Source organism: Pararhizobium sp. A13, from assembly GCF_040126305.1.
Taxonomy (GTDB): domain Bacteria; phylum Pseudomonadota; class Alphaproteobacteria; order Rhizobiales; family Rhizobiaceae; genus Pararhizobium.
In genome coordinates, this window is record NZ_CP149510.1 from 1,522,396 (window position 1) to 1,537,469 (window position 15,074).

At 61.7% G+C, this 15,074-nt stretch carries 16 protein-coding genes and 1 pseudogene; 10 read left to right on the forward strand and 7 right to left on the reverse strand.

The window, feature by feature from the left end; genetic code table 11:
* Window position 1: 1 nt before the first annotated feature.
* Complete coding sequence (gene dapD, locus WI754_RS07335; RefSeq protein ID WP_349437039.1) at window positions 2-862, reverse strand: 2,3,4,5-tetrahydropyridine-2,6-dicarboxylate N-succinyltransferase; 861 nt, start codon at window positions 860-862, stop codon at window positions 2-4.
* A gap of 205 nt (window positions 863-1,067) precedes the next feature.
* On the opposite strand from dapD, the gene WI754_RS07340 reads away from it, so the two are divergent.
* From WI754_RS07340 to WI754_RS07350, 3 genes and pseudogenes are all read left to right on the forward strand, one after another.
* Complete coding sequence (locus WI754_RS07340) at window positions 1,068-1,967, forward strand: LOG family protein (protein ID WP_349437040.1); 900 nt, start codon at window positions 1,068-1,070, stop codon at window positions 1,965-1,967.
* Window positions 1,968-2,048: 81 nt separating this feature from the next.
* Window positions 2,049-2,459, forward strand: a complete 411-nt coding sequence (locus WI754_RS07345; RefSeq protein ID WP_349437041.1) for a hypothetical protein — start codon at window positions 2,049-2,051, stop codon at window positions 2,457-2,459.
* Window positions 2,460-2,511: 52 nt separating this feature from the next.
* Window positions 2,512-3,896 (forward strand): annotated as a pseudogene (locus WI754_RS07350) (PepSY domain-containing protein).
* Window positions 3,897-3,975: 79 nt separating this feature from the next.
* Here WI754_RS07350 and WI754_RS07355 read toward each other — a convergent pair.
* Window positions 3,976-4,689: a pyrimidine 5'-nucleotidase gene (locus WI754_RS07355; RefSeq protein WP_349437042.1), complete on the reverse strand. Its 714-nt coding sequence runs from the start codon at window positions 4,687-4,689 to the stop codon at window positions 3,976-3,978.
* Window positions 4,690-4,823: 134 nt separating this feature from the next.
* Here WI754_RS07355 and WI754_RS07360 point away from each other — a divergent pair, with 134 nt between their 5' ends.
* The 3 genes from WI754_RS07360 (at window position 4,824) to WI754_RS07370 (ending at window position 7,455) form a co-directional block, all read left to right on the forward strand.
* Window positions 4,824-5,615, forward strand: a complete 792-nt coding sequence (locus tag WI754_RS07360; RefSeq protein WP_349437043.1) for a sterol desaturase family protein — start codon at window positions 4,824-4,826, stop codon at window positions 5,613-5,615.
* A 60-nt stretch (window positions 5,616-5,675) separates the two neighbouring features.
* The gene (locus tag WI754_RS07365; protein ID WP_349437044.1) at window positions 5,676-6,590 is read left to right on the forward strand and encodes a DMT family transporter; all 915 of its coding nucleotides are present in this window, start codon (window positions 5,676-5,678) and stop codon (window positions 6,588-6,590) included.
* A 94-nt stretch (window positions 6,591-6,684) separates the two neighbouring features.
* Entirely contained in the window at window positions 6,685-7,455 is a 771-nt protein-coding gene (locus WI754_RS07370) for an isocitrate lyase/phosphoenolpyruvate mutase family protein (RefSeq protein ID WP_349437045.1), read from the forward strand.
* A gap of 240 nt (window positions 7,456-7,695) precedes the next feature.
* Here WI754_RS07370 and argB read toward each other — a convergent pair whose 3' ends face one another.
* Window positions 7,696-8,583: an acetylglutamate kinase gene (gene argB / locus WI754_RS07375; RefSeq protein ID WP_018323957.1), complete on the reverse strand. Its 888-nt coding sequence runs from the start codon at window positions 8,581-8,583 to the stop codon at window positions 7,696-7,698.
* Window positions 8,584-8,769: 186 nt separating this feature from the next.
* Here argB and WI754_RS07380 point away from each other — a divergent pair, with 186 nt between their 5' ends.
* From WI754_RS07380 to msrB, 4 genes are all read left to right on the forward strand, one after another.
* Window positions 8,770-9,309 carry a sigma-70 family RNA polymerase sigma factor gene (locus tag WI754_RS07380; protein WP_349437046.1) on the forward strand — a complete coding sequence of 180 codons (540 nt, stop codon included), beginning with the start codon at window positions 8,770-8,772 and terminating at the stop codon, window positions 9,307-9,309.
* Window positions 9,306-10,022, forward strand: a complete 717-nt coding sequence (locus WI754_RS07385) for an anti-sigma factor (RefSeq protein WP_349437047.1) — start codon at window positions 9,306-9,308, stop codon at window positions 10,020-10,022. Before WI754_RS07380 ends, WI754_RS07385 begins: the two co-directional genes overlap by 4 nt.
* Window positions 10,023-10,272: 250 nt before the next feature.
* On the forward strand, window positions 10,273-10,830 hold the full coding sequence (locus WI754_RS07390; RefSeq protein ID WP_349437048.1) for a fasciclin domain-containing protein: 558 nt from the start codon (window positions 10,273-10,275) through the stop codon (window positions 10,828-10,830).
* A gap of 234 nt (window positions 10,831-11,064) precedes the next feature.
* On the forward strand, window positions 11,065-11,562 hold the full coding sequence (gene msrB / locus WI754_RS07395) for a peptide-methionine (R)-S-oxide reductase MsrB (RefSeq protein WP_349437049.1): 498 nt from the start codon (window positions 11,065-11,067) through the stop codon (window positions 11,560-11,562).
* A gap of 6 nt (window positions 11,563-11,568) precedes the next feature.
* Here msrB and WI754_RS07400 read toward each other — a convergent pair whose 3' ends face one another.
* From WI754_RS07400 to WI754_RS07415, 4 genes are all read right to left on the reverse strand, one after another.
* A complete protein-coding gene (locus WI754_RS07400; RefSeq protein WP_349437050.1) occupies window positions 11,569-12,357 on the reverse strand; it encodes a hypothetical protein in 789 nt (262 codons plus the stop codon).
* Between the two features lie 87 nt (window positions 12,358-12,444).
* A complete protein-coding gene (locus tag WI754_RS07405; protein ID WP_349437051.1) occupies window positions 12,445-12,984 on the reverse strand; it encodes a DUF1269 domain-containing protein in 540 nt (179 codons plus the stop codon).
* Between the two features lie 102 nt (window positions 12,985-13,086).
* Window positions 13,087-13,740 carry a ribosome biogenesis GTP-binding protein YihA/YsxC gene (gene yihA, locus WI754_RS07410; RefSeq protein ID WP_349437052.1) on the reverse strand — a complete coding sequence of 218 codons (654 nt, stop codon included), beginning with the start codon at window positions 13,738-13,740 and terminating at the stop codon, window positions 13,087-13,089.
* A gap of 84 nt (window positions 13,741-13,824) precedes the next feature.
* Entirely contained in the window at window positions 13,825-14,742 is a 918-nt protein-coding gene (locus tag WI754_RS07415) for a DMT family transporter (protein WP_349437759.1), read from the reverse strand.
* Window positions 14,743-15,074 lie beyond the last annotated feature (332 nt).

Here is a 15,074-nt window from a genome sequence, read left to right on the forward strand (position 1 = left end):
GTCAGTCCCGCAACAGTTCGTTGATGCCAGTCTTGGAACGGGTCTTCTCATCGACGCGCTTGACGATGACGGCGCAGTAGAGGTTCGGTGCAGGCTGGCCGTTTGCCATGGTGGCATTGCCCGACGGCATGGAACCGGCGACGACCACCGAATAGGGCGGCACTTCGCCATAGGTGACTTCGCCGGTGGCGCGGTCGACGATCTTGGTCGACTTGCCGATGAAGACGCCCATGCCGAGCACCGAGCCCTCGCGCACGATGCAGCCTTCGACCACCTCCGAGCGGGCGCCGATGAAGCAGTTGTCCTCGATGATCGTCGGACCGGCCTGCATCGGCTCCAGCACGCCGCCGATGCCGACGCCTCCGGACAGGTGTACATGTTTGCCGATCTGGGCGCAGGAACCGACCGTTGCCCAGGTATCGACCATCGTGCCTTCGCCGACATAGGCGCCGAGATTGACGAAGGACGGCATCAGGATGGCATTTGGAGCGATATAGGCCGAGCGGCGGACGATGGCGTTGGGTACGGCGCGGAAGCCAGCCTTTTCGAACTCGTTGACGCTCCAGCCGTCGAACTTGGAGGGAACCTTGTCCCACCAGGCGGCGTCGCCCGGACCGCCCTTGATGATTTCCATCGGGCTGAGGCGGAAGGAAAGAAGGACCGCCTTCTTCAGCCACTGGTTGACGGTCCAGTTGCCGTCCGCGCCGCGCTCGGCCACTCGCACCTTGCCGCCATCGAGCAGGTTGAGCGCGGCTTCGACGGCGTTGCGCACTTCGCCCCTGGTGGACGTGGTAATGCTGTCGCGATTGTCGAAAGCCGTGTCGATGGTCTGGGACAGGGAAGCGAGATCATGGTTCGTCATCGGAATTCCTTAAACTTCGGCGTCTATCGTGAACATGCTCTAGAGCATGATCCCGAAAAATTGAAGCCTTTTCGGTTGCGGTCGGCGATGGATGAAGGTGTATGTCACGGGAATGGCTGCGGTGATTTGATCGTAGCGCCCCGTATAGTCGAAGGAGCATCCGGCAGCGATGAAAGGCTGCCGGTTTGCGGCAGGAAAGTGTGACATGGCAAGAATGAAGAAGCGGAATTTGCGGCGCAAGGACGGGGTCTGGGATCCGCTGGTCGACAGCCGGCAGGCGCGGGCGCGGGCAGCAGGCGTGCCGCAGACACCGCAATCGATGTCGCCCTCCTACAGGCTCGCCTATACGGACGACGATTTTCTGTCCCGTGAGGAACTGCGCCCCGTGCGGCTGCAACTCGAGCTTCTGAAGCCCGAAATGGTCCTCTCCGAGCGCGGGATCAATTCGACGATCGTGATGTTCGGTGGTGCGCGCATTCCTGAACCCGGCGGCGACGCCTGGGCGGCGAGGAACGAGACGCAGCGCAAGAACCTGACGGCTGCGTCGATCTACTACGAAGAGGCTCGGAAGTTTTCGACGCTGTGTTCGCAGCATTCGGCGGAGTCGGGCTACACGGAATATGTCGTCGTCACCGGCGGCGGGCCGGGCGTGATGGAGGCAGGAAACCGCGGGGCCGCCGAAATCGGCGCGCCCTCGATCGGGCTCAACATCGTGCTGCCGCACGAGCAGGCGCCGAACCGCTTCGTGACGCCGGAACTTTCCTTCAACTTCCACTACTTCGCCATCCGCAAGATGCACTTCCTGCTGCGCGCCAAGGCGGTCGTGGTGTTTCCGGGCGGCTTCGGCACGCTTGATGAACTGTTCGAGACGATCACGCTGATGCAGACCGGCCGCCTGGCGCTGGTGCCGCTGATCCTGTTCGGCGAGAAATTCTGGCGCAAGATCATCAATTTCGAGGCGCTGGCCGAATTCGGCACGATAGCGCCCAATGATGTTGATCTCCTGCAGTTTGTCGAAACCGCGGACGAGGCCTGGGAGATCATCTCGAAATTCTACCAGACGATGGATCCCAAGAAGGTGCCGATGGCGTCCGGCGTTCGCTAGCGCATGACCGCACGCCAGCGTTGGCGAAATTCACATTCTGCCGCAGTGACACGCGGCGGCAGCTGTGGCATGTGAGCCTTCATGCATATCCTGCGGCAGATCGTCAAAGACCGGATTTCCTTCAGCGCCATTTCGGCGCTGTTTGCGGTCGTCCTGTTGCTGCAGGGTCTCTCCGCCGGTTTCGCCCAAGGGGGGATGGCCGCGGCAGCCGCCGATCCGTTCAATATTCTCTGTTTTGCCGACGAGCCTGGTTCGGCGGCACATACGAAACCGGTCGACGGGCCGGTCAAGCATGCACAATGCCCTTGCGCTACGCTCTGCCAGCAGTCGCAAGCTCTTGTTGCTGCGATCCCCGTCGCAGCGGCTACACTCGTCCGGCCGGATGGTCTCTGGACGACCGTCGAGGTCATCCCGGACCATCTCGTGCCGCCTTTGCCTGCAATCGGCCTTGTTGCCGAGGCGCGGGCGCCTCCAGTCTTCTCCGCTGCGTGAACGCTCAAGGCCGCTCGCCTGCGGCCAAAATCTTCCCATCTGGAGAAATCTCATGCCCGATATCACTATCGGGCGCGTGGATGCCGGCCCTGCCGTGCGTTCCGCGTCCGACCTTTACCGCGCCGTCTGGCGCTGGCATTTTTACGCCGGCCTCATGGTCCTGCCTTTCCTCGTCATCCTGGCGGTGACGGGCGCGCTCTATCTCTTCCGCGACGAAATCGATGCGATCGTGCACGCCGATCTGAAAACAGTCGCCATCACCGAAAACGCGGTGAAAGTTCAACCCTCGGCGATGATCGCTTCGGCGCTTGCGGCCTATCCCGGCACGGCGGTGAAGTTCATCGGTCCGCCAAGCCCCACCTCGTCGGCGGAAATCACCATTGCTACGAAACCGCCGGCAAGTACGCCGTCTATGTCAACCCCTATGACGGCAAGGTATTGGGCTCGCTTCCGGACCGCGGCACTGTCATGTGGACCATCCGCACGTTGCACAGCCTCAAATATTTCGGCTCCTTCGCGCGTTCGCTGATCGAGATCGCCGCGGGCTGGTCGACCCTGCTGGTCGCGACCGGCATCTATCTCTGGTGGCCGCGCAACCAGACGGGCGGCGTGCTCAGCATTCGCGGCACGCCGAAACAGCGGGTCTTCTGGCGCGACACGCACGCCGTCAGCGGCATTCTTGTCGGCTTCTTCATCGTCTTTCTGGCCGTCACCGGGATGCCCTGGTCCGGCGTCTGGGGCGAAAAGGTCAACGAATGGGCGAACGGCAACAATTTCGGCTATCCGGCCGGTGTTCGCGTCGCCGTGCCGATGTCGGACGAGCATCTCGACCATGTTGCCAAGACCTCCTGGTCGCTGGGGCAGGCGAAAATCCCGCAATCGCCTTCCGCCGCCGCGCATGGGTCGGCCGGGCCGATCGGTCTCGATCGGGCAGTGGCGATCTTCGATCAACTTGGCCTGCATCGCGGCTATGCCGTCAGCGTTCCGAAGGCCAGCGACGGCGTCTATACCGGCTCCGTCTATCCGGACGACCTCGCCGAGCAGCGGGTCGTGCATCTCGACCAGTATACCGGCAAGCCGTTGATCGACATGAGCTATGCCGACTACGGTCCGCTCGGCAAGGCGCTCGAATGGGGCATCAATGTCCATCTCGGCCAGGAATTCGGTCTGTTGAACCAGATCGTTCTGACGATCGTCTGCCTGCTGATCGTGCTGCTTGCCGTTTCAGCCGGCGTCATGTGGTGGAAGCGGCGTCCCAGAGGCTCGCTCGGCGTGCCGCCGCTGCCGGCGGACAGACGCGTGTTTCGTGGCCTGATCGCGATGCTGATCGTCGGCGGGATCGTGTTCCCGCTGGTCGGTGTTTCGCTGGTCGTGATGCTCGTGCTCGATTGGGTTTACGTGCGCGTAAGGAAGACGGGCCGGAGGGTGGCTGCGTAAGGCGCCTGTCTGAGGTACGGGTGACGCCCTGCCAGAAGGACCGGCGGTCTAAGCGCCGGCCCTTCGAAGGGGATTTTCATCAACCTTCGGAAACAAGCCGCGTGAGGAAACCCGTCAGATCCTCGGTAACGTAATCGACCTGTGCGTCGCCGTCGGATGTCTTTTCCCAGGCCTCGGCGAATTCGTATTCGAAATTGCGCGGCACCAGCAATACGGTTTTCATGCCGAGCGCCTTCGGCACGACGAGATTGCGCGGCAGGTCCTCGAACATGACGGCATTGCGGGTATCGACCCGATGCAGGCTCATGAACTTGTGGTAGGTATCGCCGGCAGGCTTCGGCACGTAATCGGCAGCGACGATGTCGAAGATATCGTCGAAATGATCGAGAATGCCGAGCGCCCGCGCCGTCATTTCGGCATGCTTGACGCTGCCATTGGTAAAGATGAACTTGCGGCCGGGCAGCGTGCGGATTGCCTCGCCCAGCGCCGGATCGGCAGGCACGACGGAATAGTCGATCGCATGCGCCTTTTCCAGGAAATCGTTCGGATCGATGCCGTGATGGATCATCAGCCCCTGCAGCGTCGTGCCGTGATCCCGGTAATATTGCTTCTGCAGCGTCTTGGCTTCCGCCGGCTCCATCGTCAGCAAGGCCGCCACATAGGCCGTCATATTGCGGTCGATCTGCGAGAACAGATTGACGCTGTGCGGGTAGAGGGTGTTGTCGAGGTCGAACACCCAGTCGGTGACATGGGCGAAATCGCGCGGGTTCGGCAGTTTGTCAATGGAGGCCATGGGGCCTTATGGCATGGCGAATGTGGCGAGGAAATGGACTTTATGATCGCTGCGCGCATTTCCACTTTGAATTGCCAAAACGATGTGGCACGTTTCGCGCCGGGACGGTTTTGGCTCAGGAGCTGCAAATACCGATGTCGGATGAACTCTTCTATCTTATATTTCTGTTCGGTTTCTACGCCACGACAGTCGTTACCTATTTCGCCCTCGGCTACGGCCTGACCTGGGTCAACGACCGCAATCCGGAGCGGAAGATTCAGAAGGGGCGCGGCCCAGGTAAACGCCGCAAGGCGGAAATCCGCCAGAGCCTGGCTTCGATGTTCAGCGCCTGCCTACCGGTGACGATCGGCCTCTATGCCCAGCAAAAAGGCTGGGCGCCTGTGCCCTGGGCCTTCAACTGGTGGGCGGCGGTGCCGCTGTTTATCCTCGTCATGTTCCTCTACGACACCTGGTTCTATTTCATGCACCGGCTGCTGCACACCAAGTGGCTCTACCCGCTGCACGCTCTTCATCATAAAAGTGTCGCACCGACGATCTGGAGCACCTATTCGGAGGATGTTCTGGACAATTTTCTCCTGCAGAGTTTTTCGGCCGTCATTGTCTTCGTCGTCCCGTTCCCGCCGGCCATTCTGGTGGGACAAAGACTGTTCGAGCATTTCAACGGCATGTTCGGCCACTGCGGATTCGAGTATTTTGCCTCGTCGACGGCGCGTTATCCCTCCCCGATGTTGTGCACGACCTTCCATGATCAGCACCACTCGGGATTCCGGTACAACTACGGCAACTACTTCTCGTTCTGGGACCGTGTCCTGGGCACAGTCTCGCCGAACTACGACCAGCATGTGAAGAAATTCGAGGAGGAAGTACCCCCGCTGACCTTCAGGCAGGCCGCGGACACGCCGGCCGCTCAGGAAAACTCGGCCTGAACCGTCTTTAGTCGTCCGCCGTACTTGGCAATGTCCGGACCTGCGTGCTAGCCCGCAGCCATGCAAACCTGGATCATCATCACCGTCGCGGCTGCCTTCCTGCAGAACATCCGCTCCGCCATGCAGAAACATCTGAAGGGCGTCATGGGCACGACCGGGGCGACTTTCGTGCGCTTCGGTTATGGCGTGCCCTTTGCGCTCCTCTATCTCGCCATCCTCTGGCGCGGCTTCGACCGGCCGCTGCCGGTGCCGGACGGGCATTTCTTTCTCTGGGCGGTGATCGGCGGGATGTCGCAGATCGTCGCGACCTTCCTTTTGGTGCATCTGTTTTCCTTCCGTAATTTCGCGGTCGGAACCGCCTATTCGCGCACGGAGCCGGCGCAGGCGGCACTATTCGGGCTGATTTTCCTCGGCGAGACGGCAAGCCGGGGAACTCTGATGGCGATCGCGATTTCGGTCGTCGGCGTGATGATCATTTCGGTGGCGCGCACGCCGCTCAGCGTCCGGTCGCTGGTGACCTCGGTCTTCACGCGAACGGCCGGGGTCGGTCTTCTGTCCGGCACCTTCTTCGGTCTGTCGGCGGTGTCCTACCGCTCCGCCTCGCTGGCGCTGGCGCCCAGCCTGCCGCAGCCGGATTTCGTCATGCAGGCGAGTTTTACGCTCGGCTTCGTCATTCTGCTGCAGACCGCAACGATGCTTGCATGGATACTGCTGCGACAGCCGGAGGAGTTGAAGCGGGTGATTGCCGCCTGGCGGCCGGGTGTGTTGGTTGGTTTTGCCGGCGCGTCGGCCTCCTTCGGCTGGTTCATGGCGATGACGCTGCAGCAGGCGGCGATCGTCAAGGTGGTGGCGCAGGTGGAGATGCTGTTCACCTTTGCCTCGGCCGTCTTCATCTTCCGCGAGTGGATCAACCGGCTGGAGGTGATCGGCTGCCTGCTGATCGTTCTCGGCGTCGTCATGCTGCTGGTGGTTTGACCGAACAGACCCGCGAAATCTGACGGCTGCCTCTGGCGCAAGCGGTGGCTTTTGCGGCATGAAGACCACTGGGATTGTTTTCGGAGGAAAAACGATGAACCAGGTGGAGAAGGCAAAGGCGTTCACGGACCTGCACCGCAAGGGCGATCCGGTTGTGCTCTACAATATCTGGGATGCCGGCACCGCCAAGGCCGTTGCCGAAGCCGGCGCCAAGGCGCTGGCGACCGGAAGCTGGTCGGTGGCGGCTGCCAACGGCTATGGTGACGGCCAGGAAATTCCGCTGCTGCAGCTCGTCGATATCGCCCGCGCCATCGTGGCGGCGACCGACCTGCCGGTGTCGATCGACTTTGAAGGCGGCTATGCCGAGGATGCCGCCGAGTCGGCGCTGAATGTCGGACGGGTGATCGACGTCGGCGCCGTCGGTATCAATTTCGAGGACCAGGTGGTCGGCGGCAGCGGGCTGCACACGCTTGAGGCGCAGGCAGCAAGGATCAAGGCGATCCGGGCGACAGCTGATCAGAAGGGCGTGCCCTTCTTCATCAATGCCCGCACCGATTTGTTCCTGAAGCTCTCCGATCCCGTCCGCCACGCCCCACTGGTGGACGAGGCGATCGAACGGGCCGCGGCTTACGCCGAGGCCGGCGCCAGTGGCTTCTTCGTGCCGGGCCTGTCGAACCCCGACCTGATCGGCCGCGTCTGCGAGGCCGTCGCCCTTCCGGTCAACATCATGATGCGGCAGGGTGTGCCGGATGTGAAGACGCTGGGGGGCCTGGGCGTCGGGCGCGTTAGCTACGGGCCGGGGCCGTATCGGGCGATGATCGAGTGGCTGAAGGGCGAGGCCAGCGGGATTTATCAGCGGGTCTGACGCTGCGCATTGCTTCAACGTCCGTCATTCCTGTGCTTGGCACAGGAATCCAACAAGCCCAAGTCCTTGGGCTTAAAGAGTCTTTTGACCCGACGGACGTCGCGTCGCTGGATCCCCGCCACAAGGGTCCATAAGGGCGAGGATGACGGGGGCAGGGGGTTGCATTTACCCAAGACGCCGCCGCATCAGGTGGGAAGGGTTTCCGGTTGAGTACGGCCGAAGTCGGTTTGTCAACCAACATCACGGAACGATCAGCGTTCCCGCACCATGCTCCGTGAAGATCTCGAGCAGCACCGAATGCGCCGTCTTGCCGTTGAGGATGACGACGCCTTCGACGCCTCGGGCGAGTGCTTCGATGCAGGTCTCGACCTTCGGGATCATGCCGCCGGAAATCGTGCCGTCCTTGATCAGCGCATGCGCTTCTGCGACCGAGAGTTCCTTGATCAGCTCGCCCTTCTTGTCGAGCACGCCGGGAACGTCGGTGAGGAAGAGCAGGCGGGTGGCATTGAGCGACCCGGCAATGGCGCCGGCAAAGGTGTCGGCATTGATGTTGTAGGTATGGCCATCGCGGCCGGGCGCCACCGGGGCGATGACCGGGATCATCTCGGAGCGGGCGAGCAGGTCGAGCAGCGTGCGGTCGACTTCGACGATCTCGCCGACGAAGCCGAGGTCGAGCACGCGTTCGATGTTGGAATCCGGGTCCTTGATGGTCTTCTTGGCCTTTTCGGCAAAGACCATGTTGCCGTCCTTGCCGCAGAGCCCGATCGCCCATTCGCCGGTCTGGTTGATCAGCGCGACGATTTCCTTGTTGATCGAGCCGGCGAGCACCATTTCGACGATCTCGACGGTCTTGGCGTCGGTGACGCGCAGGCCGCCTTCGAATTTCGATTCGATGCCCATCTTGGTCAGCATCGCGCCGATCTGCGGGCCGCCTCCGTGGACGACGATCGGGTTGACGCCCGACTGCTTCAGAAGCGCGATATCCGCGGCAAAGGCCTTGCCGAGCTCGGGATTGCCCATGGCGTGGCCGCCATATTTGACGACAATCGTCTTGTTCTCGTAGCGCTGCATATAGGGCAGGGCCTTGGCGAGAAGATCTGCCTGGATTTCGCTTTCGGATGCGGACATGGAAATACCTCGAAATTGACCGGCTGCTGTTTAGCGCAAGTTTCCGGCGGAGGGAATGATCCGCGTCAAAGATAAAGCCGGTGTGACATGGGCTTTCGCAGCCGGTTTTATCTGCTGGACCTCCCTTTTTATCCCCGGATTTCCGCCCTATGTTCGCCGCTGAAGGGGCGAGGACCGGAAGCTTTCATGGGCATTGACGATATTTCCACGCTGATCGGCCGGGTTTCGCTGAAGGACCGCGCGGCGTTCTCGGCGCTCTACAAGCAGACCAGTCCGAAACTTTTCGCCATTTGCGTGCGTATCTTGCGGGACAGGGCTGAAGCGGAAGAAGCGCTGCAGGAAATCTACATCAAGATATGGCAGCGCGCCGACCGGTACGTCGCCGGTGAAACCAATCCGATGTCCTGGCTTTCGGCGATCGCACGCAATCATGCGATCGATCAGTTGAGAGCGCGAAAGCCTGTGGCAAACACGATTGACGAGGCCTATGATTTGGCCGATTCTGCTCCGGATCCTGAAAAATCCGCCATCAACAAGGCAGAGGGCCGCAAAATCGACAATTGCATGGGCCAGCTTGAGGCAGACCGCGCGAATGCGGTGCGCAAGGCCTATGTCGAAGGGCTGAGCTACCAGGAACTTGCCGGACTTTTCGGCGTTCCGCTGAACACGATGCGAACATGGCTGCGCCGCAGTCTTTTGAAACTGAGAGAGTGCATGGAGCGATGACCACACAGGACCCCGAAAGCGGAGATTCTCGCCGCGACCAGGTGATCGCGGGCGAATATGTGCTTGGTGTTCTCTCTGCCGACGACCGTCGCAAGGTGGAGGCGCGCATGGTCCTCGACCGCGCCTTTGCGGCGATGGTCAAACACTGGCAAAGCAATCTCTCCTCCTTCGACGAAAGCTATGAACCGCTGCAGCCACCGCCGCAGGTCTTCACCGCGATCGAGCGCCGGCTCTTTTCGGAGCCGCCGGCAGCCGTAACCGGTGGGTTCTGGAACTCGCTGCCTTTCTGGCGGATTTTGACCCTGGCCTCCGTTGCCGGTCTCGTCACGATTGCAACCTTTGCATCCGGCATCCTTGAACCCGTGAGCCAGAAGCGGCCACTGGTCGCCGAGCTTGCTGGCGAGGGCAGCGCCGCGATCAATCTGCTGGCGCAGTATGACGCCGGCACCGGTGCTCTGAAGGTGACGCCGGTTGCTGCCAGGCAGGCAGAGGCCAAGTCGCTGGAAGTCTGGCTGATCGAGGGCGACAATCCCGCCAAATCCCTCGGCGTCCTGCCGCAGACGGGCGAGGGCGAGATCGTCATCGCGCCGGAACTGCGCGCGAAGTTCGGCGAGGGTGTCACGCTCGCCGTCAGCGTCGAACCGTTCGGCGGCTCGCCGACAGGCACTGCGACGGGACCTGTCGTCGCTGCCGGCAAGACGCGGCTGCCCTGAGACTTTGACTGTGGGTTAGCCATGACCTACCAGATGCTGCGCCTATGTTGCGCGGCATTTTTCATTTCCTTTGCCGATAATTTTAAAAAAAGCACTTGAATTTCAGTTCGTTGGAAGTTTCTGAATTTTCCTGAAACTCTTTTCTAGAGCCCGCCGTTACTCGCTTTGTCCTCTGCGCAGAGAACATGAACTCCAGAAATTGGGAGAGACCCGCAAGGCGGGTCGACGAGATCAACAGGAAGGAATAGAGATGTTCAAGTCCATACTGCGCACGGTGACCGTTGCTTCGATACTGGCTGCCGGCGCCTTTGCTGCCCACGCCGGAAACCCGACGGTCGGCGGTGCTCCGATGTACGACAACAAGAATATCGTCGAAAATGCGGTGAATTCGAAGGATCACACGACGCTGGTTGCGGCGGTCAAGGCCGCTGGCCTCGTCGAAACGCTCCAGGGCGCCGGTCCCTTCACGGTGTTTGCGCCGGTCAATGCGGCTTTCGATGCGCTGCCTGCCGGCACGGTGGATACGCTCCTGAAGCCGGAAAACAAGGACATGCTGACCAAGGTGCTGACCTGCCATGTGGTGTCGGCCAATGCGATGTCCGATGCCATCAGCAAGATGGTGATGGACGATGGCGGCACGCATGACGTCAAGACGGTCGGCGGCTGCGTGCTGAAGGCCAAGGCCGACGGCGGCAAGATCACGCTGACCGACGAAACCGGCGGCGTGGCGACCGTCACGATCGCCGACGTCAAGCAGTCGAACGGCGTTATTCACGTGATCGACAAGGTGCTGCTGCCGAAGAGCTGACCTGGTCGGCACACCTTTGCGGGCCGGATGCATTCATGCATTTTCGGCTCCGGGCCGGGAACCAGTCTCTTCCGGCCTCAAGGCCACCGGTGCCGTTTCCGGTGGCCTTTTTCATCCGTATTCAAGTCTTTCCTCACGCGGGATTGATCGGCATTTGTTTTGCTGTCCGCAGTGGGGAACATTAGGTTGACTGCAAAGGATTGCCGGGCACAGCCGGCAATCGGGAGAACGATTATGACACGCCGCCGCTTCTTTCTTCTTTCCGGCACCGCCGTTCTGGCAGCCGCCGCCTTTCGCGGCTTCACGCAGAAAGGCGTTGCCGCGGAAACGGGCGAAAAATTCGAGGTGACGAAAACCGATGCGGAGTGGAAGGCGATGCTGACGGACGAGCAGTATCGGATCCTGCGCCATGAGGATACCGAGCGGCCGTTCACCAGCGCCCTCAACACCGAGAAGCGCAAGGGCATCTTCCATTGCGCCGGCTGCGACCTGCCGGTCTATTCCTCGGAAGCGAAATATGACAGCGGCACGGGCTGGCCGAGCTTCTGGGAGGCGCTGCCGAACGCCATCGGCACGCGCGAGGACACGTCGCTGTTCATGACGCGCACCGAATGTCATTGCCGCCGCTGCGGCGGCCATCTGGGGCATATCTTCGACGACGGCCCGCCGCCAACCGGTATGCGTCACTGCATCAACGGCATGGCGATGACGTTTACGCCGGCGACGGCTTGAGCGCCATCAGTCGCTTTCGGCGGCCAGGGATGCGGCGACGCGACCGCGGTGCATGAGCTTTTTGCTAAGCCCATGCACTGCAAGCGACACGACCGCGGCGCCGGCGAAGACGAGGTTGGCATCGCCGCGCGGTAGCCACACGACCAGCACCAGGCAAAAGGCGGCGAAGGCGAAGCGACCGAGCACCATGCCGCGCAAAAGCGCGATCACGAATTCCGGCCCCGCCGCGCGATGGGACGAGGCGGACAGGACGATGCCGAGCAGCGGGAACACGGCGAGAAGGCCGCTCCAGCCGGGACCGGCGGCTGAGGCGAGCGACGTGACCGCGACGGTCAGCGCCGCGCCCGCCAGCATCCGGGTGAGGATATCGCCCCGTCCCAACGCTTTGCCCGTCGCTGCGAAGCGGCTGCGCGGCAGGAAGGTCTGCGAAAAGAGCACTGCCGCCAGTGCGCAGACGAGGGCGAGGGGGGCCGAGACTGGCAGCGTCGAAAGGCCGAAGGCGACGGCGCACCACACGGTGAGCGCGACCATCACTGAGACAACCCAACCCTTGGAGCGGCAGGTCCAGGCATAGGCGACATTAAAGGCTTCGGACGCTGCGATCGCATAGATGGAAAGGGTTGCCGCCTCGCTGCCGAAGTAGGGTCCGTGTTCCAACACGAGCAGGTACAGGATCGGACCGGCGACCACTGGAAGCGCGGAAAACCACCCCGCGATCGCGGGCCCACATTTTTTGCTTGCCAGTGAAACAGCGAGCAGAAAGGCGGGAACGAGGGTGAGTTTCAAGAGCAGCATGGATGGCCTGTCGGCGGGAGGAACGAAACTCCCTTACCCGTCGATCAGACGCCGATCAATGACCACTTTTGGCACCCGCACGCTGCCCTAGAAGGTACCGGGTGTCGGCGACTGCGGCTGGGTGCCGGAGAGCGCTTCCTGCAGCCTGGTTTCCTGCTCGGGCGAGAGCGAGGTCTTGATCACCTTGCCGCGCAGCCCGGAGAGCTCCGCCAGCACCTTTTCCGGCTGCACCTTGCGCACGAGCACGAAAAGCGCCGAGGAGTTGCTGGGAATGGTTTCGCCGAGCGACTTGATAAAGTCGTCATCGATGCCGTAGTCGGCAAGCGAGCCAGAGAGGGCGCCTGTGCCTGCGCCGATCGCGCCGCCGATGGCAAAGCCTGCAAGCGGGTTGAGGAACAGAAGGCCGACGAGCCCGCCCCACAATGCACCGCTCAAGAGGCCGGAGGTTGCGCCGATCGCGGTCAGGTTCATGCTCTGTTTCAGGTGAACCTTGCCGGCCTCGTCACGCACGACGACGACAGCATCCTCGAGATCGACCAAATATTCCTTTTTCAGCTTATTGAGCTTCAGAAGCACTTTGTCGGCTTCGTCCGTGTTGTCGAAGCCAATGACAATCAGATCAGACATGTCGTTTCTCCCTCAACGCTTGACGTCTCGCAGGTTGCCGCAAGGCTACCCCGCGCCGGGAGATAGAGCACATTTGCTGTCGGGGTAGTGTGACACCCCGAATTAAGAGGTGATTGCAGTCTGGATGGCGCTGCGCAGCTCTTCGAGACCGTTGCCTTTTTCCGAGGAAGTGGAAAGGACTTCCGGGAATGCGGCCGGTCTTTTCCTGATCTTTTCCAGTGTTTCGGCAATCAGCTTCGGAACCGCCGGTTCCTTGATCTTGTCGGTCTTCGTCAGCACAATCTGGTAGGACACCGCCGCCTTGTCGAGCAGGGAGAGCACTTCCTCGTCGTTCTTCTTGATGCCGTGGCGGCTGTCGATCAGCACGTAGACGCGCTTCAGCGTCGAGCGGCCGCGCAGATAGTCGAAGACCAGCTTGGTCCAGGCGTCGACATGTTCCTTCGGCGCCTGTGCATAGCCATAGCCGGGCATATCGACGAGTGCCATCGGCGGCAGGTCGCCGGCCTCGCCGGAAAAGCCGTCCGGCACGAAATAGTTGAGTTCCTGGGTGCGGCCCGGCGTGTTGGAGGTGCGCGCGAGACCCTTGTGGCCGACCAGCGCATTGATCAGCGACGACTTGCCGACATTGGAGCGGCCGGCAAAGGCGATCTCCAGCGGGCCTTCCGGCGGCAGGAACTTCATCGACGGCACGCCGCGGATGAAGATCCACGGCCGCCCGAAAAGGGGCTTGTCGTCCTGCGGCTTAACGTCTGTCATGGCGGTCCTGTCCTTGGCTTTGTGAGAGGACTTCAAGGTTTTGCGTCGCCATGTCAAGAAAAGTTGCGACTTCTGCAACTCCGCTCAGCCCAGTGTGCGCCGCTGCCGCCACATTTCGACGCTGAGATAGGTAAGAAGGGCGGTGAGCACCACTGTTCCGCCAAGGATGGTGTTGGCACTCGGGATCTCGCCGTGGATGGCCGCGACCCAGAGCGGGGCAAGCACCGTCTCGGCGGTACCGAGCAGGGCGGCAAGAGCAGAGGGAACGAGCCGCGCGCCGGTGACGAACAGTGCCAGCCCCAGACCGAAATTCAGCGCGCCGAAGGTCACGAGGATGCCGAGTTGGGACGCGGTGACAGCGAGGCCCGAGGACATGATGACCGCGACGGTGCCGGCGACAATGGTGCCGAAGCAGGCGGCCGGCGTCATGCGCACATGGGCGTATCGACGGGTGATCACGGTGGCGAGCGCGAAGACGAAGGCGATCAGAACGGCAAGCGCATCGCCGATCGGCGAGACGGCGCCGCGCATCGAATCCGACACCATAATGGCGACACCGCCGATCACCGCTGCGATGGCGAGCCATGTCAGGCGCGAAACACGCTCACGGAAGACGAGCCAGCTGATGAGCGCGGCGATCAGCGGTACGCCCGCCTGAATCAGCACGACATTGGCGACAGTGGTGTAGGCGAGCGCCAAAATGAAGGAGGTCGAGGCGATGGCAAAGCAGAGCCCGACGGCGATGCCCGGTAGGCCCATGTTACGGAAGAGCGTGACTGTGCCGCGCGGGCCGTCGCGCACGAGCATGAAGCCGACGAGGAACAGCGCGGCAAACAGTGAGCGCCAGAAGACGATGGTCCAGCCGTCGTCGATCGCGAGGAACCGCGCCAGCGTGCCGCCGAAGCTCCAGACAATGGCCGAGCCAAGCACCAGTATTGCTCCCTGCACCGGGTTTTGTGATCCAGCGGTTACGGATTGCGGCAAGGCGGAAGGCGGCGACATGGCAAGAAACCGGTTGGAGACGGCTGGAGTGTAGGGGCGATTTGCGGCGCTCACACTGATATCCGCGACAGGGCTCTGTCGCAAATCGCATTGGTAAAGCGATTGTGCAATCCCCGACAGATTGACGTCTCGAAATCGGGTTTGAAACTCGGTTTTTGCGAACAGTTTCCATCATAACCAAGCGGGAAACTGCTGTTCGATAGACGTGTGCCGCTTCCGGCTCTAACCAAGTGTATTGGTCAATTCGGGCTCAACGGGCGTTGTCTCATTCCGGATTTTCTGGACACACGCCTCAGGCTTCGCACCAGAAACATCAAAGGCGGCTTTTCTCC

Coding starts and splice junctions, on each gene's coding strand:
- msrB (WP_349437049.1), top strand. CDS start 11,065: ATGACACGCCGCCGCTTCTTTCTTCTTTCCGGCACCGCCGTTCTGGCA.
- dapD (WP_349437039.1), bottom strand. CDS start 862: ATGACGAACCATGATCTCGCTTCCCTGTCCCAGACCATCGACACGGCT.
- WI754_RS07355 (WP_349437042.1), bottom strand. CDS start 4,689: ATGGCCTCCATTGACAAACTGCCGAACCCGCGCGATTTCGCCCATGTC.
- WI754_RS07405 (WP_349437051.1), bottom strand. CDS start 12,984: ATGTCTGATCTGATTGTCATTGGCTTCGACAACACGGACGAAGCCGAC.
- WI754_RS07400 (WP_349437050.1), bottom strand. CDS start 12,357: ATGCTGCTCTTGAAACTCACCCTCGTTCCCGCCTTTCTGCTCGCTGTT.
- yihA (WP_349437052.1), bottom strand. CDS start 13,740: ATGACAGACGTTAAGCCGCAGGACGACAAGCCCCTTTTCGGGCGGCCG.
- WI754_RS07345 (WP_349437041.1), top strand. CDS start 2,049: ATGCATATCCTGCGGCAGATCGTCAAAGACCGGATTTCCTTCAGCGCC.
- WI754_RS07415 (WP_349437759.1), bottom strand. CDS start 14,742: ATGTCGCCGCCTTCCGCCTTGCCGCAATCCGTAACCGCTGGATCACAA.
- WI754_RS07385 (WP_349437047.1), top strand. CDS start 9,306: ATGACCACACAGGACCCCGAAAGCGGAGATTCTCGCCGCGACCAGGTG.
- argB (WP_018323957.1), bottom strand. CDS start 8,583: ATGTCCGCATCCGAAAGCGAAATCCAGGCAGATCTTCTCGCCAAGGCC.
- WI754_RS07390 (WP_349437048.1), top strand. CDS start 10,273: ATGTTCAAGTCCATACTGCGCACGGTGACCGTTGCTTCGATACTGGCT.
- WI754_RS07360 (WP_349437043.1), top strand. CDS start 4,824: ATGTCGGATGAACTCTTCTATCTTATATTTCTGTTCGGTTTCTACGCC.
- WI754_RS07370 (WP_349437045.1), top strand. CDS start 6,685: ATGAACCAGGTGGAGAAGGCAAAGGCGTTCACGGACCTGCACCGCAAG.
- WI754_RS07365 (WP_349437044.1), top strand. CDS start 5,676: ATGCAAACCTGGATCATCATCACCGTCGCGGCTGCCTTCCTGCAGAAC.
- WI754_RS07380 (WP_349437046.1), top strand. CDS start 8,770: ATGGGCATTGACGATATTTCCACGCTGATCGGCCGGGTTTCGCTGAAG.
- WI754_RS07340 (WP_349437040.1), top strand. CDS start 1,068: ATGGCAAGAATGAAGAAGCGGAATTTGCGGCGCAAGGACGGGGTCTGG.